Raw genomic sequence first — 18,795 nt, 5'->3', positions numbered from 1 at the left:
TTCCGTCACCTGCCGGGATTCGTAGCGGGCTGCGTGGGCTGGGGGGACGGCTCCGTGACCGTCTCCGCGAGTGGCTCGGGCGCCGCGGTGGGCACGGCGGACGCGGTGGGCGCCGGGGGCTCGGCGGGCGTCGGAGGCCCGGCGGGTCCCTGGCTCTCGGTGGGCGTCGGAGACGGCGGGGGGAGGAGCACGTCGGGCGGGCGGATCACGGGGACCGACACGGACGACTGCTCGGCGGCCGCGCTGGGCACACCGCGGACGCTACCGTCGGGGTTGAGGAAGGCCGGGTCGCCGCCGGGCACCATGCCCAGCTCGCGGGCGCGGCGCTGGAGGGCGTCGGGGGCGGAGTAGGCGTCCACGTCCCGCTGGAGCGCCTGCTCCTCGTCGGTGAGGCTCTTGGTGTCCCTCTGGAGGTCGTCGAGCTGGAACGACCCTTCGCTGAGCGCGGAGTTCAGGACCAGGAGTCCGATCAGGCCGCCGCCGAGCAGCAGCACGACCAGGAGCACGAAGGGGGTACGGGCGGCCTGTCCGGGGCCCGTGGGGAAGAGTCGCGCGAGCCGGGCCGCCCTGCCTCTCAGTTCGGGTTTGCTACTCACTCGCCCTCCCGCTGAGCCGGCGTTCCCAGCTGATGGGTCCGGGCCTGCGACCCACGCGTCCGGTGAGTTCGGTTGTCCAACTCACCCACCCTCCCGTCACTCGGCGTCCTCCCTGATGCGCTGCGCCCCGCGCAGCCGCGCCGGGGCGGCGCGCCGGTTCTCCGCGACCTCTTCCTCGGTGGGGAGTTCGGCACCGCGCGTCAGAAGCTTGAGCCGGGGCTGGTAGCGCTCGGGGACGACCGGCAGGCCGGGCGGTGCGGTGTTGGCGGCTCCCGCGGCGAACACCTGCTTGACCAGCCGGTCCTCCAGGGAGTGGTAGGACAGCACGGCGATCCGGCCGCCGACGGCGAGTGACTTCACGGCGGCGGGGATCGCCCTCTCCAGGACGGTGAGTTCGCCGTTGACCTCGATGCGCAGTGCCTGGAAGGTGCGCTTGGCGGGGTTGCCGCCGGTGCGCTTGGCGGCCTGCGGCAGGGAGTCGCGGATCAGCTCGACGAGCCGCGCGCTGTTGCTGAACGGCTGCTTGTCGCGTTCGCGCACGACCGCGGACACGATCCGCTTGGCCTGCTTCTCCTCGCCGTACGCCCTGAGGATCCGGACGAGTTCGCCCGCCGGGTAGGTGTTGAGCACCTCGGCCGCGCTGATGCCGGTCGTCTGGTCCATGCGCATGTCGAGCGGGGCGTCCTGGGCGTACGCGAAGCCGCGGTCGGCCTCGTCGAGCTGCATGGAGGAGACGCCGAGGTCGAAGAGGACGCCCTGGACGCGCGGGAGGTCCAGGCGGTCGAGCACGTCGGGGAGTTCGTCGTAGACCGCGTGCACCAGGGTGGCCCGGTCTCCGAAGGGGGCGAGCCGGTCCCCGGAGAGCCGCAGCGCCTCCTTGTCGCGGTCGAGGGCGACCAGGCGGGCCTCGGGGAAGCGGGCGAGCAGGGCCTCGCTGTGGCCGCCGAGGCCGAGCGTGCAGTCGACGACGACCGCTCCCGGACTCTCCAGCGCGGGTGCCAACATGTCCAGGCATCGCTGGAGCATCACCGGGACATGTCGGCTCTGGGTCAAGGGGCCCTCTCAGGTCCGGCACGGCGCGCACGCACCGCCGGATCCCCGCCCGCTCCGTGAAGGGGAGGCCTGCCGGCGCCGGAAGCGTCAGCCGACCGGGAGCGGGAGGAGGCCGAGCCGTACGTACGCGCCGCGCACGTGGGGAGATCCCGGCTCGTCACCGGTCCTCCGGGGGTAGCTGTCCAGCAGGGAGAGTGTCCGTCTCCCGCTCCGCGCCACTTTAGTCCACGGTCTCTCGCGGTCAACGAACCGGCCTGCGCGTCGCGGGTCTCGGACCGGATGAAGCACCAAACCGGGTTTTTCCACCCGTACGGGTGCAGTCGATCCACCCTTGTGGGTTACCTCACAACAACGCTCATTGATGTTCTTTGTCCTCTCTCACAGCAGGCCCGGACGGCGTGTGACCACTACCGTTATAGATATGACGACTTCCGCATCCGTTCCCACTGAGTCCGGAGACGCCATATCCAACGGCGGCACCGTCACCGACCGCCTCGTCGAGGCCAACGAGCGGTACGCCGCCGCGTTCACCGATCCCGGCATGGACGCCCGTCCCGTGCTGCACGTAGCGGTCGTGGCGTGCATGGACGCCCGCCTCGACCTGCACGACGCGCTGGGCCTGGAGCTCGGCGACTGCCACACCATCCGCAACGCGGGCGGCGTGGTCACCGACGACGTGATCCGCTCCCTCACCATCAGCCAGCGCGCGCTCGGCACCCGCAGTGTCGTACTGATCCACCACACCGGCTGCGGCCTGGAGTCCCTCACCGAGGACTTCCGGCACGATCTGGAGATGGAGGTCGGCCAGCGCCCGGCGTGGGCCGTGGAGGCCTTCCGGGACGTCGAACAGGACGTCCGGCAGTCCATGCAGCGGGTGCGCACCTCCCCATTCCTTCTGCACACGGACGACGTACGTGGTTTCGTGTTCGATGTGAAGATGGGCCTGCTGCGTGAGATAGACCCCACCTGACGCGAGTTGGACCCTCTCAAAGGCCCCAGGCCGTGACATATCGCGGCCAGTTATCCACAGGCGAGTGACACGAACAGGTAACGGCAACAAGAATGCGGGTGTGGCGTCACGCGGAACTATTCGCGCGTGGTGTCCGTGTTTCGGGGTGGGCCGGTCCGCATCGCAGAGCGTCGGCCCGGGAAAGAACGGGCCGAGGAGGGCCGGGTGACGACCTATGACGATCGAGCGAGCCTTACAGATCTGACCGCCACTGTGGAGAGAGTCCGCAGTTCGGTGGAGGAAGTGATCGAGGGCAAGCCTGAGGTCGTGCGGCTTTCGCTGACCGTACTGCTCGCCGAGGGACATCTTCTGATCGAGGATGTCCCCGGCGTCGGCAAGACCATGCTGGCCAAGGCACTGGCGCGGTCCATCGACTGCTCAGTGCGGCGTATTCAGTTCACGCCCGACCTGCTGCCCTCGGACATCACAGGTGTGTCCATCTGGGATCAGCAGCGCAGGGACTTCGAGTTCAAACCGGGTGCGATCTTCGCGCAGATCGTGATCGGCGACGAGATCAACCGCGCGTCGCCCAAGACGCAGTCGGCGCTCCTGGAATCCATGGAGGAGCGCCAGGTCACGATCGACGGCACGACCTACGAGCTGCCCAGCCCGTTCATGGTGGTGGCGACGCAGAACCCGGTCGAGATGGAGGGCACCTACCCGCTGCCGGAGGCGCAGCGCGACCGCTTCATGGCCCGCGTCTCCATCGGCTATCCCAGCGCGGAGGCCGAGCTGCAGATGCTGGACATCCACGGCGGTGTGTCCCCGCTGGACGACCTCCAGCCGGTGGCGCACGCGCACGAGATCGTGAAGCTCATCGACGCGGTCCGCAACGTCCACGTCGCCGACCCGGTGCGGCGGTACGCCGTGGACCTGGTCTCCGCCACGCGCAACCACCCGGATCTGAGACTCGGCGCCTCGCCGCGTGCCACGCTGCACCTGTTGCGCGCGGCGAAGGCGTCCGCAGCCCTCAGCGGCCGGGAGTACGCGCTGCCGGACGACATCCAGGCCCTCGCGGTGGCGGTCCTGGCCCACCGGCTGCTGCCCACCGCCCAGGCGCAGTTGAACCGCCGTACGGCCGAGCAGGTCGTCCTGGAGATCCTCCAGCGCACGCCCGTGCCCGCGGCGCCCCCGTCGCCGAGCGGTCTGGCGATGGGCCGGGGCTCGTCCGCCTTCGGCCAGCAGCCGCCCCGGAGGCTGTGATGACCACCGGGGGGATGCCGGCGGCGCAGGCCGAGGAGGACAAGGGCGGGCTGCGTACGGCACTCGCCGGTCTCACCACGCGCGGGCGGTCCTTCCTGGCCGCCGGCATCGCGGCCGCGATCTGCGCGTACGTCCTGGGGCAGAGCGATCTGCTCCGGGTCGGGCTGCTGCTCGCCGTGCTGCCACTGGTCTGCGCGACCGTGCTGTACCGCACGCGCTACCGGGTCGCCGGCAGCCGTCGCCTCTCCCCCGGGCGGGTGCCCTCGGGGTCCGAGGCGCGGGTCCATCTGCGGATGGACAACGTCTCGCGACTGCCCACGGGTCTGTTGATGCTCCAGGACCGGGTTCCGTACGTGCTGGGGCCGCGGCCCCGGTTCGTACTGGACCGGGTCGAGGCGGGCGGCCGTCGCGAGGTGTCCTACCGGGTCCGCTCGGACCTGCGCGGCCGCTATCCGCTGGGTCCCCTGCAGTTGCGGCTCAGCGACCCGTTCGGGATGTGCGAACTGACCCGCTCCTTCTCGACGTACGACACCCTGACCGTCATCCCGCGCGTGGAGGCGCTTCCGCCGGTGCGGCTGACGGGCGAGGCGAAGGGGTACGGCGACGGACGGCAGCGCTCACTGGCCCTGGCCGGCGAGGACGACGTGATACCTCGCGGCTATCGCTACGGCGACGATCTGCGCCGGGTCCACTGGCGTCTGACCGCTCGTTACGGCGAGTTGATGGTGCGCCGCGAGGAGCAGCCGCAGCGGTCCCGCTGCACGGTGCTCCTGGACACCCGGGGCATCGCCTTCGACGGCGCGGGCCCCGATTCGGCCTTCGAATGGGCCGTGTCGGGCACGGCGTCCACGCTGGTGCACATGCTCGAGCGGGGCTTTTCGGTACGGCTGTTGACCGACACCGGCACCTCGGTGCCCGGCGAGGGCGCCGACGGATTCGCCGGAGCCAGCCAGGAGTCCGCGGACGCCGCCGGACTGATGATGGACACCCTCGCGGTGATCGACCACTCCGACGGTACGGGCCTGTCACGGGCGTACGACGTTCTGCGGGGCGGCAACGAGGGGCTGCTGGTTGCCTTCCTCGGCGACCTGGACGAGGAGCAGGCGACCGTGCTCGCCAAGATGCGTCAGCGCAGCGGCGGGGCGGTGGCCTTCCTGCTGGACAGTGAGACGTGGGTGCACGGCGCGGCCGACGAACAGAGCGAGGAGCGGCTTCGGATGCTGCGCGAGGCGGGCTGGACCGCCCTGGCCGTACCGCCGGGCACGGGCCTGGCCGACCTGTGGCGGGAGGCCGACCGACAGCGCAACGGGGTCGCGTCGACGGGAAGCACGGCAGGGGGCGGTGGCTCATGAGCGGGCGCGCGCGACTCGCGCTGTGCGCCGTGGCGGCGACACTGATGGCGGCCGGCGCGCTGCTGCCGCTGGTCGATCCGGCGACCTGGATCCTTCAGGCGGCGTTCCTGCTCGCGGTGCAGACCGCGGTGGGGGCGGCGACCCGTCGGGTGCCCCTGGCGCGGGCCGTGACGATCGCGGTTCAGGCTCTCGTGACCCTGACCCTGCTGACGCTGTTCTTCGCCCGCGAGCAGGCCATCGCCGGGCTCGTGCCCGGCCCGGAGGCGTTCCGGCACTTCGGGGAGCTGCTGCAGGCCGGCGGTGACGATGTCGGGCGGTACTCGATCCCGGCTCCGCTGTCCCCCGGTATCCGGCTGATGCTGGTCGGCGGGGTCGTGGTCATCGGGCTCGCGGTGGACGCCCTCGCGGTGACGTTCCGCAGCGCGGCCCCGGCCGGACTGCCGCTGCTCGCGCTGTACTCGGTCGCCGCGGGTCTCTCGGAGGGCGGTGGCGCGAGCTGGCTGTGGTTCGTGCTTGCGGCGGCCGGCTATCTGGTGCTGCTGCTGGCCGAGGGACGTGACCGGCTCTCGCAGTGGGGCCGCGTCTTCGGCGGCGGTCCCCGGACTCCGGGGACGGACGCCTCGGCGGGCGCGGTCGCGCCGATCCGCACGGGGCGGCGCATCGGTGCCGTCGCACTCGGTATCGCCCTGGTGGTGCCGCTCGCCCTGCCCGCGCTCGACGGCGGCCTGCTGGACGGCACAGGGGCCGGCGTCGGCACGGGTTCCGGCGGTGGCGGCACGATCTCCGCGGTGAACCCGCTGGTCTCGCTCCGCGACAGCCTGAACGTGGACGAGGACCGCGAGGTCATGTCGTACCGCACGAACTCCGAGGAGACGCAGGATCTCTATCTGCGGATCGTCTCGCTCGACGAGTTCGACGGCACGGCGTGGAAGCCGGCCAAGCGCCATGTCGAGGACGTCCCCGGGTCGTTCCCGACACCGCCGGGCCTCAGCGACGACGTCCGGCGCACCGAGATCCAGACCAGGATCTCCGCGGCGGACTGGTACGCGCAGGACTGGCTGCCCATGCCCTACCCCGCCAGCGCGGTGGGGATCGGCGGCAAGTGGCGGTACGAGCCGGTGGGCCGCACGCTCGTCGGCGACCACGGGCAGACCACGCGCGGCCAGGAGTACACGGTCAAGAGCCTGATAGTGCAGCCGACCGCGGAGCAGCTCGCCAACGCGCCGGAGGCGCCCGCGGCGCTGAAGCGCGAGTTCACCAAGGTCCCCGGGTCACTGCCCCCGGTGGTCGCGGAGACGGCACGCGAGGTCACGGCCGGCTCGGCCAACAACTACGAGCGCGCTGTGAAGCTCCAGGACTGGTTCGCCCTGGAAGGCGGCTTCACCTACGACACGGAGGTGCAGGTCGGCAGTGGATCGCAGGCCATAGCGCGCTTCCTGAGGGACAAGGAGGGCTTCTGCGTCCACTTCTCCTTCGCGATGGCCTCGATGGCCCGCACGCTGGGCATCCCGGCCCGCGTCGCGGTGGGCTTCACACCGGGCTCGCCGCAGGCCGACGGCACGAACACGGTGGGCCTGCGGGACGCGCACGCCTGGCCCGAGCTGTACTTCGAGGGCGTGGGCTGGACCCGCTTCGAGCCGACCCCGAACCGGGGCACGGTTCCGGAGTACACCCGCACGGACACGCCGGGCACCACGCTCCCCAACCCGGACCTCCCCTCGCGCTCCTCGTCCTCGGCGCCGTCCGCCGAACCGTCGAGCAGCGAGAGCTGCACGGCGGCGGAGAAGAAGCTGGAGCAGCCCTGCGGCAGCGAGTCTCCGCAGGCGGCGTTCGGAGCGACGGACGACGGACCGCCGTGGTTCGCGATCCTCGGGTTCACCCTGGCGGGGCTCGCCGTGCTCGCGGTGCCGCTGCTGCCGATGCTGTGGCGGATGCGGGCCCGTTCCGTGCGGCTCGGCTCGCACGGGCGCACCGAGGCGGACGCCGCGGCCGCCACCTTGGCAGCCTGGCAGGAGGTGACCGATACGGCGTGGGACTTCGGTATCGCGCCGGACGACTCCCAGACGCCCCGCAAGGCGGCGGCACGGATCGTCCGCATCGGGCATCTCGATCCGGAGGCCGCGACCTCCGTCCACCGGGTCGCCGACGCGGTGGAGCAGGTCCTGTACGCGCCGCGGCCCCGGCCGACCGCTGGTCTCGCCGATGACGTACGCCGGATGACCGCGGGCCTGCACGCCACGGTCAGCCGCGGTACGCGTCTGCGCGCACTACTCGCACCGCGCTCGGCCGTACGGGTGGCGTGGGCGGCGTCCGAGGGCTGGATCGCGCTGAAGTCCCGGGCCACGGCCCGCTGGACGGCGGCCGTGCGCCGCCCGTCGGGACGCCCGTCGGGGCAGAGCAGCGGCTGACACCGTCCGGCTCGGCAAGCCGGAAGGGGGGTGTCCACCCCGGGTCGGGTGGACACCCCCCTTCCGGCTTTCGCCATGCGGCGGCCCTGAGTGTGCGGCGCCCTTGAGCCCCGGGCGTCGAGCCCCGGGCGTCGAGCCCCGGGCGTGCCAGGCCGCGGCCGGGCACGCCGAAGGGGCGGCCACCCCAAGGTGGTCACCCCTTACGTGTGTGCGTCTGTCGGCCCTGGCCCGGAGGCTACTGGCCGCCTTCGTCACGGCGCTTCTGCCAGCGCTGTTCGATGCGATCCATCATGGAGCGCCGCTGCCGGCCCTGACGACGGGCCTGCGGAGCGCCCGGCGCACCCGCGGCGGGCTGTTCGCCCGGCTTGGGGGCCTTGCGCCAACCGGTGACGGCGAGCACCGCGCAGCCCAGCATGACGAGAAAACCCACCACGCTGACCCAGATCTGCTGTGCGACCATTCCGGCCATGAGGAGCGCGATACCTACGAGGAAGCCGGCGACCGCCTGGTAGACCCGTCGCCGGGTGTACGTACGCAGCCCGCTTCCCTCAAGCGCTGTCGCGAACTTGGGATCTTCGGCGTACAGCGCTCGCTCCATCTGCTCGAGCATTCGCTGCTCGTGCTCCGAGAGCGGCACGGCGTCCTCCTCATCGTGCAGTCGCCGGGGCGACCGGGGGTCCCCTTCAGGATAGGCAGGGAATCGCCCCCGTGAAACCCGCCCCTCTGCGCCAATTCGCCAACCGGAACCCGCCATGGCGTTCCGATCCACTGAGGCGTAGATTCCCCAGCGACCGGCCCGTCATGCCGGACGGTCTCCCTCGATCATACGGCTCCGAGCGCCCGATCGGGGGGCCTGTGGCGTACTCCATCTGCCGTCGCGCCCCTGATCAGCGGCGCGCCTCCACAGCTCCCTCACGGGAGACGGCTCAGGTCTCGGTGGACTCGCGAGTCTCACCGAGCACATGGAGCTGGGTCGCCACGGAGTGGAAGGCGGCGAGTTCGGCCGCCGCGGCCTCCAGCTTGAGCAGGGCGTCCAGGGCCCCCGGTTCGGTGTCCACGAGGACGCCGGGCACCAGGTCCGCGAAGACCCGTACGCCGTGCACGGCACCGACGCGCAGGCCCGCGCCCTCGACCAGACCGGTGAGCTGGTCGGCGGTGAAGCGCCGCGGTACGGGATCACCCTCGCCCCAGCGGCCGTCCGGGTCACCGAGGGCGTGCCGGGCCTCCGTGAAGTGGCCGGCGAGGGCACGCGCGAGCACCGCGCCGCCGAGGCCGGCGGCGAGCAGGCTGAGCACGCCGTCGGGTCGCAGGGCCCCGACCGCGTTGCGGAGACCCTCGGCGGGGTCGTCCACGTACTCCAGAACGCCGTGGCAGAGCACCGCGTCGTAGCCGCCGCGCTCGACGACGTCGAAGAGGCCGTGGGCGTCGCCCTGGACGCCCTGGACGCGGTCGGCGACGCCGGCCTCGGCCGCCCGGCGCTCCAGCGCGAACAGCGCGTTCGGGCTGGGGTCCACGACCGTGACGCGGTGGCCGAGGCGGGCGACGGGCACCGCGAAGTTGCCGCTGCCGCCTCCGGTGTCGAGGACGTCCAGCGACTCCCGGCCCGCGGCCTTGACCCGGCGGTCGAGGGCATCCTTCAGAACGTCCCAGACCACGGCCGTACGGAGAGAAGCGCGGGGGCGGGAGGGGTCGGAGCGCAGCGACGTCGGCTGAGGGCGGTGGTGGGAGACGGGCGGGCGCATCGGGTCCGACACGGCAGTTGACTCCTCGGCACGGCCGCCGCCCTTGCGTACGGCGGAGCGATGGGGCGATGGGGATACCTCCCCCGCCCTGTTCGGCGCCGGGGAGATGCAGGCGTCCCAACCCTATTGCCTCGTGCCCCGTCGCCGGCCCTCCGTCTCGCGCGCCGGACGTCGCCCACCTGCGGCCCGCCCTGCCGGACGAACCGGCGGACCTGCCCGGCACCGACCTGCCCGGCAGCGAGCGCCATGCGGGCAGCCGCGCCGCGCCGGACCAGAGCCGCGCCGGACGACCTGGGCGGCCTCCGGCGCCCCGATGCAGGCCCGGGACCCCCGGGCACCTCCGACCGGCCGCAGGGCCCGCACGGGCCCGTACAAGCCCACACAGGCCCACACCAGGCCCACCGGCACGGTCTCCGGCGGCTCATGGCGACACCTCGACCGCGATCCCGGACGCCGTTCATCCCGCGTCCGGCACGTCCGGTGCCCCCTGGTCGGACTCCTGCTCGGGCTCCTGCCGTGGCTGCGGCAGGACCGGCTGGAGCACCAGCATGCGCTCGACGAGGCGGAGGAACATCGCCACGTCACGCAGCAGGTCGTCGGCGTCGCGGGTGGTCGCCGCGCCCTGGATGCCTGCCTCCGCGCGGGCGCGGCGGCGGGCACCGGCGGCGAACAGCGCGCTCCACTCGGCGAGTTCGGGCGCTATCTCGGGGAGCACTTCCCAGGCGCTCCGGATCTTGGCGCGGCGCCTCGCGCTGGGCTCCGGGCGCCCGCGGGCGGCGAGCACGGCGGCGGCGGTGCGCAGGGCGGCGAGATGGGCCGTGGCATACCGCTCGTTCGGCGTTTCCAGCAGGGCCGCCTCGTCGAGTCCGGCGCGGGCCTGGGCGAGCAGGTCGAGGGCGGCGGGCGGGGCCGTGGCCCGGCGGAGCACGGGGTGCACATCGCTCGCCGGGCCGGTCAGTGAGGGGGCAGGGCCGGTGGCGCGTCGCCGACGGGCGGCGGCTGCGTGGTAGGTGGCCATGACGAACCTCCTGTCGTCTGTGTGACGGCTCTGTGGCCGTATGTGTCCATCGTGAGGTATGCCACTGACAATCCGTTCTGACCTGGGCTTTTGCCTCGATCACAGGTTCGGTATAGCTTTTGCACTGACCAGTCAGTTCAAAAACCGGTCGGCTCAAGGACTCGGAGGGTGGGGGAAGTTGTGGACGGTCCGCACGGACTCGGCGTAAGGGCCGAGGACTTCGGGCTCAGGGGGCCCCGCGGGTGGGCGTTCCGCGGTGTCGGCGTCGACGCGGAGCCCGGCTCGCTGATCGCGATCGAGGGGCCGTCGGGCTCGGGGCGCACGTGTCTGCTGCTCGCGCTCACCGGGCGGATGAAGCCCACCGAGGGTCACGCGCGGGTCGGGCAGTCGGAGTTGCCGAAGCAGATGGCGGCCGTCCGCCGGTTCAGCGCGCTGGCCCATGTGCCCGGTGTCACCGACCTGGAGCCCGCCCTGTCCGTCGCCGAGCACCTTCGTGAACGGGCCCTGCTCCAGCGGCGGTTCGGCGGTTCCGTACGCGGGCTGCTGCGGCCGCGCTCGGAGCGGGTGACGGAGGCGCGGCTGCGTGTCGACAGTGCACTGGCCGCCGCCGGGCTCGACCGGGAGTCCCTGCCCAAGGGGTCCCGGACCGCGGTGCGGGACCTGGAACGCCTCGAAGCGCTGCGGCTGTCCGTGGCGCTCGCCCTGATCGGCCGCCCCCGGCTGCTGGGCATCGACGACACCGACCTGAAGCTCTCGGGGGCCGAACGGGCCGAGGTCTGGGCGCTGTTGCGCTCCCTGACCGAGGCCGGGACCACGGTCGTGGCGGTGTGCAGCGAGGCGCCCGAGGACGCGCTCGTGGTGTCCACGGGGCTCGCCGACGGACCGGCCCGCGAAGAAGGCCGGAAGACCCCGAAGGACCAGAAAGCCCAGAAGGACCAGGGCGCCTCGGAAAACCCGGAAGACCCGGAAGACCCGGAAGACAAGGAGACCGCGGATGCGCTCGCCGAAGCTGGCCGCGCTTGAGCTCAGGCGCTTCGGCAGGGGAAGGCTCCCGCGCGCGGCCCTGGTCGCGCTCCTGCTGCTGCCCCTGCTGTACGGCGCCCTCTACCTGTGGTCGTTCTGGGACCCGTACGGCCGTCTCGACCGCATCCCCGTGGCGCTCGTGAACGACGACAAGGGGGCGACGGCGGCCGACAAGAAGATCGTGATGGGCGACGAGATCACCAAGGGGCTGCGCGGGAGCAAGACCTTCGAGTGGCACGAGGTGAGCGCCGCCGAGGCCCGCGAAGGGGTCGAGAGCGGCACGTACTACCTGTCGTTGACCATGCCGTCCGACTTCAGTAGGCGGATCGCGTCCAGTTCGGGCGACTCGCCGGAGACGGGCGCCCTCCAGGTGCGTACGAACGACGCGAACAACTACATCGTCGGGCAGATCTCGCGGACGGTCTTCGCGGAGGTGCGGACGGCCGCCTCGACCAAGGCGTCGCGGTCGTTCCTCGACAAGATCTTCGTCTCGTTCTCCGACATCCACGGGGAGACCGAGAAGGCCGCGAAGGGGGCCGACACCCTCAAGGGAGGGATCGGGAAGGCCAAGAAGGGCTCGAAGGACCTCGCGGACGGACTCAAGGACGCGGAGGCGGGCAGCGGCAAACTCTCCGCCGGCCTGAAGAAGCTCGACAAGGGCGCGGGCGATCTTGAGGACGGTTCGCGGCAGGTATCGGAGGGGACGCAGACGCTCGCGGACAGGGTCAACGGCGTCGCGGACAAGGTGGGGCCCTTCCTGAAGGGCAACGAGAAGGAGATCGGCGACACGGCTCAGCTCGTCGCGGACTCCGCCGCGGCCATCCGCCGCAACCTCGACACGCTCGTGAGGACGGCCCCGAAAGCCGCCGAGGACGCCCGCGCGGCCTCCGACACGCTGAACGACGTCTACAAGGCGCGCTGCGAGACCCTGCCACTGCCCGATGCCGCCTGCCCCGAGCTGAAGAAGGCGAAGGAGGCCGCCGCGGACGTGGCGAAGGTCGCCGACGACGTCAACACGCTGGTGGCCGGCCAGGATGGCGACCTGGACACGCTCGACAAGCATCTGGCCGCCCTGGAGAAGCAGGCCCAGGCGCTGGCCGACCGCTCGCCGCACCTCTCCGAGGACCTCGCCACGACCGTCTCCAAGGTCAACGCGCTCAACAAGGGGGCCGGAAAGGTCGCCAAGGGGGCGAAGACACTGCACACGGGGCTCGGCACGGCCAAGTCCGGCGCGGCCGACCTGGACACCGGTGTCGGCGAGCTCAGTACGGGAGCGGGCGACCTCGAAGGGGGCATGTACAAGCTCGTCGACGGCTCGGGCGAGCTCGCCGGCGGACTGCACGACGGCGCCGGCCGGATCCCCGACTACGACAAGAGCGACCGCGACCGGCGCACCGAGGTCATGGCCGACCCCGTACAGCTCGCCTCGAAGGACCTGCACAAGGCGCCCAACTACGGCACCGGTTTCGCCCCGTACTTCATTCCGCTCTCCTTGTGGGTGGGCGCGATGGTGGCCTACATGCTGATTCCGCCGCTCAACCGGCGTGCGCTCGCGGCGGGCTCCTCCGCCTGGCGCATCGCGCTGGCGGGCTGGCTGCCGGTGGCCGCCCTGGGGGCACTCCAGACGGTGGCGCTGATGTCCGTGCTCCACTGGGGAATCGGCCTGGAAATGGCGCGGACGGCCGGGACGGTGGGCTTCCTGTTCCTGGTGACGGCCTGCTTCGCGGCGATCGTGCAGTGGCTCAACGCCCGCTTCGGAGCGGCCGGCCGGATCCTCGTCCTCGCCTTCCTGATGCTGCAGCTGACGTCGGCCGGTGGCACGTATCCCGTGCAGACCAGTCCGGGGTTCTTCAACGCGATCCACCCCTTCATGCCGATGAGTTACGTGGTCGACGCCCTCAGGAGGCTCATCACGGGCGGCGGCCTCGGCCCGGTCTGGCAGGCCTGCGCCGTCCTCGCCGCGTTCACCGTCGGCGCCCTCGCGCTCACCGCCGTGTCGGCGCGGCGACGGCAGGTATGGACCCTCGACCGGCTGCACCCGGAGCTGAGCCTGTGACAATCGGGGCCATGGAAAGCAGCAGGACGGTGGACAGCGGCGGCGGCCGGAGACAGGCGACCCGGCAGAAGCTCTACGAGGCGGCGGTGACCCTCATCGCGGAACAGGGTTTCTCGGCCACGACGGTCGACGAGATCGCCGAGCGCGCCGGCGTGGCCAAGGGCACCGTCTACTACAACTTCGCGAGCAAGTCCGTCCTCTTCGAAGAGCTCCTCCGGCACGGAGTGGGACTCCTCACCGCCTCCCTCCGGGAGGCGGCGGAGAAGACCGCACGGGACGGCGGCAGCAAGGTCGACGCGCTGGACGCGATGATCCGCGCGGGACTCGTCTTCATCGACCGCTACCCGGCCTTCACACAGCTGTACGTGGCGGAGCTGTGGCGCACCAACCGGGCCTGGCAGTCCACCCTGATGGTGGTCCGTCAGGAAGCCGTCGCGGTCGTCGAGAACGTCCTGCGCGACGGAATCGCGAACGGCGAGCTGAGCGACGAGATCGACACGCCGCTGACGGCGTCGGCGCTGGTCGGCATGGTGCTCGTGGCGGCTCTGGACTGGCAGGCGTTCCAGCCGGAGCGCTCACTGGACGACGTCCACTCGGCGCTGTCCCGGCTGCTCCAGGGAAGGGTCAGCGGGGACGGGCTCGGACACAGGTGAAGCGCCGGTCCGAAGTGGCCGCGTCCCCCGCGGGCCACGCCGGACCGGCGCCCCTTTTGTGCTCCCCCGTGTTTCCCCGTACTCCCCCGTTGGTTCCCCCGTTCCGGTCTCCCCCGGGTCCCCCCGTGCCTCGCTCCCGCCGAGTTTCTCGGCGGAAGGAGCGGACAAGGGCGCTGCACCGTTCCGCCGCCCCGTGTCGGCGGTACCGGAGCCGCGCCCCTTTCCGTGCCTCTACTCTCTCGTTCACGCAGGTCGGCACCCATCCGCGCGCGTACTCAACTCACTCCCTAGGTACGGATACTCGGCCGTACGCACTCATGCCCAGGACTCGCCGTTGCCGACTGGTTACGATCGCCTCCGTGTCCGTACTCCCCCTGGTCTTCACCAGCGGCTGGGCCAGCGGCGTCAACGCGTACGCGGTGGTGCTGCTCCTCGGCGTCTTCGGCGCGACCGGGCTGACCGACGAGGTGCCCGAGTCCCTGCAGCGCCCCGAGGTCCTCATCGCGGCGGGCGTCCTGTTCGCCTGCGAGGCCGTCGCCGACAAGATCCCGTACGTGGACTCGGTGTGGGACAGCGTCCACACCGTGATCCGCCCGGTGTCCGGGGCCGTCGTCGCGGCGCTGCTGGCCGGGCAGAGCGGTTCGCTGTCCGAGCTGGCGGCGGGGGCGATCGGCGGCTCGTCGGCGCTGGCCAGCCACGTCGTCAAGGCCGGAACGCGGATGGCGGTCAACACCTCGCCCGAGCCGTTCAGCAACTTCGTGCTGAGCACCGCCGAGGATCTCGGGGTCGCCGGGATCATCACCTTCGCGATGTTCAACCCGCAGGCCGCGGCGATCATCGCGGGCGTCCTGCTGGTGGCCGGTCTGGTGGTGCTCTACTTCCTGGTCTCGCGGATCAGACGGTTCCTGCGCCGCAGGGCCCAGCGCCGCGAGGAGAAACGGCTCGCGGAACGGGTGGGGCGCCGACCGGGCTGACGGACCGGCGGCCGACCTGGCGGCCCGGACCAGCTCCCGGCGACCTGGCCGCCCGGGCGGCGTACCCCTGCCGCACAGGCCCGGAGACCGACTGTCGGTGGCGGCCGATAAAGTCCCTGGCATGGCACGAATTGCGGTGATCGGCGCAGGCATGGGCGCGATGGCGGCCGCCGCCCGGCTGGCCGTCGCGGGCCACCGGGTGGTGGTGTACGAGCGCGCGGCGACGTACGGCGGGGCGGTGGGCCGCTTCGAGCGTGACGGCTTCGCCTTCGACACCGGCCCGGGGCTGCTCCAACTGCCCGCGGTCTACCGCGACCTGTTCGTCAAGACGGGCAAGGAGCCCCTGGAGGCCTGCGTCGATCTGGTCCAGGTCGATCCCGCGGCACGGCACGTCTTCGCCGACGGCACGGACGTCTCGCTGCCCAACGCCTCCCGCGCGGGGGTCGTCTCGGCCCTGGACGAGGCCCTCGGGTCGGGCGCGGGCGAGCGCTGGGGCGACTTCCTGGTCCGGGCCCGCGAGGCCTGGGACCGGACGCGCCGCCCGCTCCTGGAGGAGCCGCTGTGGCCCAACTGGCAGGTGCTGGCCGAGCGCGAGCCCTACCCCGCGCTGCGGCAGCGCCGGCTGCTGCGTAACCGCACGGCCCGGACCCTCGCGGAGGTCGGCGCGTGGGAGCTGGCCGACCCCCGCCTCGCCGCCCTCCTGGAGAGCCACGCGCTCGCGTACGGCCTCGACCCGCACACCGCCCCGGCGAGCGCGGCGGTCCTGCCGTACATGGAGCACGCCTTCGGCGCCTGGTATCTGCGCGGCGGAATCCGGGAGTTGGCGCGCGCCGTGTACGAGCGGTGTGTGGCCCGCCGGGTGGAGTTCGTTTTCGACGCCGAGGTCGTCTCGGTCACGGAGAAGGACGGCCGCGCGGCGGGCGTGGAGCTGCGCGACGGGACCGTCACCGAGGCGGACTTCGTCGTGGGCGGCCCGCCGCAGCTGCTGGAGGCCCTGACGGGTCGCGACAGCCTGTACGAGGGTGACGCGCCCGAGTCGAACCCCGCGTCCCTGACCTGCGGCAAGGTCGTCGTCTGCCTCGCCCTGAGCGGCGCGCGCGAGCCCGGCGCCGTACACCGCACGGTGGTTCACACCACGGACCCTGCCGACGAGCGGAACGTCTTCGGGGCCGGGAAACCGGCGGAGCGGCCCACCGTGTGGGTGGACCGGCCCGACGACGCGCTGCTGTGTCCGGACGACGACCACGAGTCCGTGGTGCTCACGGCGACGGTGCCGTCCCTGGCACACCACGACTGGACCGCCGAGGGTGCCGCCGACGCCTTCGTCGACCGCATGGTCGCGGCCGCCGAGCGGGCCGTACCGGGCCTGCGCGAGCGCGTGCTGTGGCGCGAGGTCCGCACTCCCGTGGACACCGAGCGTGAGACCGGTGCCGGGGGCGGCGCTGTGCCCGCTCCCGCGCTGGCCGGTGTGGGCGGCGCACTCCTGCGGCCTGCCAACAGCACCCGCGTACCGGGCCTGTTCACGGTCGGCGGCTGGGCGCACCCCGGCGGCGGGCTGCCGCACGCGGGCATGTCCGGCGCTCTGGTCGCCGGACTCGTCGTGGAGGGGCCGGACTTCCGGGGCTCGCAGTAAGTGACAGTGACAGGGCGACGACCGGGGCGCGTTGAGCCCCGGTCGGCACAGGCCCACTCAGAGAACCGGTACCGACTCAGAACCGGTACTGCTCGTCGTACCCGCCGCCCTGCTGTCCGTTGCCGCCATTGGTCCCGTTGTTCCCGTTGCCGTCGTACGGATACGCCTGCTCCGGCGGGAGTTCGCCGCCGTACGGGTCCTCGGTGTTGCGCTGCTGCGGCACCCAGACACCGCCGGCCGGGGTCTCCCCGCCGTAACCGCCGTTGGTGGCGTACGGGTCCTGGGTGTAGCCCTGCTGCGTGTACTGCTGCTGCGAGGCGTCGTAGGGCTGGCCGTACGACGCGGCGTCATAGGACTGCGTGCCGATGTACGGGTCGGAGTAGGCGGCGTACTGCTGTTGCTGCCCGGTGTCGTAGCCGTACTGCTGCTGGTCGTAGCCGGAGTAGCCGTCGTACCCGTAGTTCTGGCCGAGCGGGTCCTGGCCCTGCTGTCCCTGGGCCTGCGCGGCTGCCGCGTACGCCGGGTCGGTTGCGGCGGCGTACGCGGTGTCGCTGTAGACGCCGTACTGCCCCGTGTCGTCGGGCAGCGGCTGCGGTTCGTAGACGGAGGTCGACTCGGCGGGGGTCTCGGGGCGCTGTCCGAAGACGGAGTCGTCGCGTCCGTAGGGGTCGTCCTGGCCGAAGTCCTGGCTGGGGAACGTCGTGGTCTCCGCGGCGTGGAGGTCGGAGACCTCCAGCGTCGGGTCCTTGCGCTCCTCGCCGCGGCGGCGCTTGCTGGAGCCCGTGCGTCCGCCGCCGAGGCCGTTGACGGCCCAGCCGGAGGCGAATCCACTGCGGAACGACAGCGTGACGTACGTCTGTCCGACGGCGAAGGCCGCGGCGCCCAGGCCGATGACCACCACGTTCGGAATCAGGACACCGAGGACCACCCCGAGGAAACCGGCGAAGGCGAGCAGCCGCCAGCGCAGCCGCGCCTTGTACTGCAGCAGCACCTCGCCGAGCAGCCACAGCGCGACGATGCCGAATGCGATGTAGAGGACCGTCCAGCCCATGTACGCCCCTCTCCCAGGTGACCGCTACGCAGTGTGTCGTACGACGATGCGACCGGTCTAGGCCTGCTGTGGGTGATGCAGGCCCAGGTTCTCGTAGATTTCCAGCGTCGCGGTGGAGTTGTTCAGCGTAATGAAATGCAGTCCGGGGACTCCCTCGGCCAGCAGCCTCGCGCAGAACTCCGTGGCGAACTCAATGCCAATGGAGCGTACAGCCGCCGGATCGTCTTTGGCTGTGAGGATCCGCTCTTTAAGGGCGTCAGGGAACGAGGCGTTGCTGAGCTTGGGCAACCGTTCCAGCATCTTCACGCTGGTCACCGGCATGACCTCGGGGATGACCGGGGTCGCGCAGCCCGCCGAGTCGACCCGGTCACGCAGCCGCAGATACGACTCCGGCTGGAAGAACATCTGCGTGATCGCGTAGTCCGCGCCGGCCCGGCACTTGTCGACGAAGTGCGCGACGTCACGGTCCCAGTCGGTCGAGCGCGGGTGCATCTCCGGGAAGGCCGCGACGCCCACGCAGAAGTCGCCGGACTCCTTGATGAGCCGGACGAGTTCGGCCGCGTACGTCAGGCCCTGGGGGTGTGCCACCCAGTCGGCCATCGGGTCGCCGGGCGGGTCGCCGCGCACGGCGAGCATGTTGCGGATCCCGGCGTCCGCGAACTGGCCGATGATGTTGCGCAGCTCGGCGATGGAGTGGTTGACCGCGGTGAGGTGGGCGACCGGGGTCAGGGTCGTGTCGGCGACGATCTGCTGGGTCTCCTTGACCGTGCCCGCCCGGGTCGAACCGCCCGCGCCGTACGTCACCGACACGAAGTCGGGGGCCACGGCCTCGACCCGGCGCAGCGCGTTCCACAGGTTCCGCTCGCCCTTCGGGGTCTTCGGCGCGGAGAACTCGAACGAGTACGTCGCCTTGCCGGTCGCGAGCATGTCACGCACCGTGCGTGCGCGGTCCGTCCTGGTGGAAGCAGATCCGAGGGCCATACCCGCAGGTTAGTCAGGGGGCGACGGTCCCCCAACCGGATCC

General features: G+C 71.8%; 16 protein-coding genes. 9 read left to right on the top strand and 7 right to left on the bottom strand.

The features are described 5' to 3' along the window. Positions 1 to 5 precede the first annotated feature (5 nt). Both ftsL and rsmH read right to left on the bottom strand, forming a co-directional pair. Positions 6 to 596 (bottom strand): cell division protein FtsL, encoded by a 591-nt coding sequence (gene ftsL / locus ACZ5VQ_RS13925; protein ID WP_362073953.1) that lies wholly within the window; start codon positions 594 to 596, stop codon positions 6 to 8. Positions 597 to 692: 96 nt separating this feature from the next. Continuing rightward, positions 693 to 1,649 carry a 16S rRNA (cytosine(1402)-N(4))-methyltransferase RsmH gene (gene rsmH, locus ACZ5VQ_RS13920; RefSeq protein ID WP_469105075.1) on the bottom strand — a complete coding sequence of 319 codons (957 nt, stop codon included), beginning with the start codon at positions 1,647 to 1,649 and terminating at the stop codon, positions 693 to 695. A gap of 421 nt (positions 1,650 to 2,070) precedes the next feature. Here rsmH and ACZ5VQ_RS13915 point away from each other — a divergent pair, with 421 nt between their 5' ends. The 4 genes from ACZ5VQ_RS13915 (at position 2,071) to ACZ5VQ_RS13900 (ending at position 7,621) form a co-directional block, all read left to right on the top strand. Beyond that, entirely contained in the window at positions 2,071 to 2,619 is a 549-nt protein-coding gene (locus ACZ5VQ_RS13915; protein ID WP_469105074.1) for a beta-class carbonic anhydrase, read from the top strand. A 204-nt stretch (positions 2,620 to 2,823) separates the two neighbouring features. Then, entirely contained in the window at positions 2,824 to 3,861 is a 1,038-nt protein-coding gene (locus ACZ5VQ_RS13910) for an AAA family ATPase (RefSeq protein WP_362073949.1), read from the top strand. Further along, the gene (locus ACZ5VQ_RS13905; protein ID WP_362073946.1) at positions 3,861 to 5,213 is read left to right on the top strand and encodes a DUF58 domain-containing protein; all 1,353 of its coding nucleotides are present in this window, start codon (positions 3,861 to 3,863) and stop codon (positions 5,211 to 5,213) included. The genes ACZ5VQ_RS13910 and ACZ5VQ_RS13905 overlap by 1 nt, the downstream gene beginning before the upstream one ends. After that, entirely contained in the window at positions 5,210 to 7,621 is a 2,412-nt protein-coding gene (locus tag ACZ5VQ_RS13900) for a transglutaminase TgpA family protein (RefSeq protein WP_469105073.1), read from the top strand. Before ACZ5VQ_RS13905 ends, ACZ5VQ_RS13900 begins: the two co-directional genes overlap by 4 nt. A 235-nt stretch (positions 7,622 to 7,856) precedes the next feature. Here the strand turns inward: ACZ5VQ_RS13900 and ACZ5VQ_RS13895 are convergent, their stop codons facing one another. From ACZ5VQ_RS13895 to ACZ5VQ_RS13885, 3 genes are all read right to left on the bottom strand, one after another. Beyond that, positions 7,857 to 8,258 (bottom strand): DUF3040 domain-containing protein, encoded by a 402-nt coding sequence (locus ACZ5VQ_RS13895; RefSeq protein ID WP_189840297.1) that lies wholly within the window; start codon positions 8,256 to 8,258, stop codon positions 7,857 to 7,859. 289 nt (positions 8,259 to 8,547) lie between these two features. After that, complete coding sequence (locus ACZ5VQ_RS13890) at positions 8,548 to 9,375, bottom strand: class I SAM-dependent methyltransferase (RefSeq protein ID WP_469105072.1); 828 nt, start codon at positions 9,373 to 9,375, stop codon at positions 8,548 to 8,550. A gap of 445 nt (positions 9,376 to 9,820) precedes the next feature. Further along, positions 9,821 to 10,381 carry an SAV_6107 family HEPN domain-containing protein gene (locus ACZ5VQ_RS13885; protein WP_362087563.1) on the bottom strand — a complete coding sequence of 187 codons (561 nt, stop codon included), beginning with the start codon at positions 10,379 to 10,381 and terminating at the stop codon, positions 9,821 to 9,823. A 168-nt stretch (positions 10,382 to 10,549) separates the two neighbouring features. Here ACZ5VQ_RS13885 and ACZ5VQ_RS13880 point away from each other — a divergent pair, with 168 nt between their 5' ends. From ACZ5VQ_RS13880 to ACZ5VQ_RS13860, 5 genes are all read left to right on the top strand, one after another. Further along, a complete protein-coding gene (locus tag ACZ5VQ_RS13880) occupies positions 10,550 to 11,404 on the top strand; it encodes an ATP-binding cassette domain-containing protein (RefSeq protein WP_469105071.1) in 855 nt (284 codons plus the stop codon). Then, positions 11,376 to 13,460, top strand: coding sequence for a YhgE/Pip family protein (locus ACZ5VQ_RS13875; protein WP_469105070.1), 2,085 nt, complete (start codon positions 11,376 to 11,378; stop codon positions 13,458 to 13,460). The genes ACZ5VQ_RS13880 and ACZ5VQ_RS13875 overlap by 29 nt, the downstream gene beginning before the upstream one ends. 11 nt (positions 13,461 to 13,471) lie before the next feature. Continuing rightward, positions 13,472 to 14,113: a TetR/AcrR family transcriptional regulator gene (locus tag ACZ5VQ_RS13870; protein ID WP_469105069.1), complete on the top strand. Its 642-nt coding sequence runs from the start codon at positions 13,472 to 13,474 to the stop codon at positions 14,111 to 14,113. A gap of 359 nt (positions 14,114 to 14,472) precedes the next feature. Continuing rightward, complete coding sequence (locus ACZ5VQ_RS13865) at positions 14,473 to 15,087, top strand: DUF4126 domain-containing protein (protein WP_362087574.1); 615 nt, start codon at positions 14,473 to 14,475, stop codon at positions 15,085 to 15,087. A gap of 121 nt (positions 15,088 to 15,208) precedes the next feature. After that, positions 15,209 to 16,720 carry a phytoene desaturase family protein gene (locus ACZ5VQ_RS13860; RefSeq protein WP_469105068.1) on the top strand — a complete coding sequence of 504 codons (1,512 nt, stop codon included), beginning with the start codon at positions 15,209 to 15,211 and terminating at the stop codon, positions 16,718 to 16,720. 76 nt (positions 16,721 to 16,796) lie between these two features. Here the strand turns inward: ACZ5VQ_RS13860 and ACZ5VQ_RS13855 are convergent, their stop codons facing one another. After that, the gene (locus ACZ5VQ_RS13855; protein ID WP_469105067.1) at positions 16,797 to 17,771 is read right to left on the bottom strand and encodes an SCO2102 family sporulation regulator; all 975 of its coding nucleotides are present in this window, start codon (positions 17,769 to 17,771) and stop codon (positions 16,797 to 16,799) included. Between the two features lie 57 nt (positions 17,772 to 17,828). Then, a complete protein-coding gene (gene metF, locus ACZ5VQ_RS13850) occupies positions 17,829 to 18,752 on the bottom strand; it encodes a methylenetetrahydrofolate reductase [NAD(P)H] (RefSeq protein ID WP_469105066.1) in 924 nt (307 codons plus the stop codon). Positions 18,753 to 18,795: the final 43 nt, after the last annotated feature.

It is taken from the genome of Streptomyces sp. NPDC033178, from assembly GCF_055577685.1.
The sequence above is the reverse complement of the archived record's forward strand: the minus strand, read 5'-3'. Positions and strand labels throughout refer to the sequence as shown.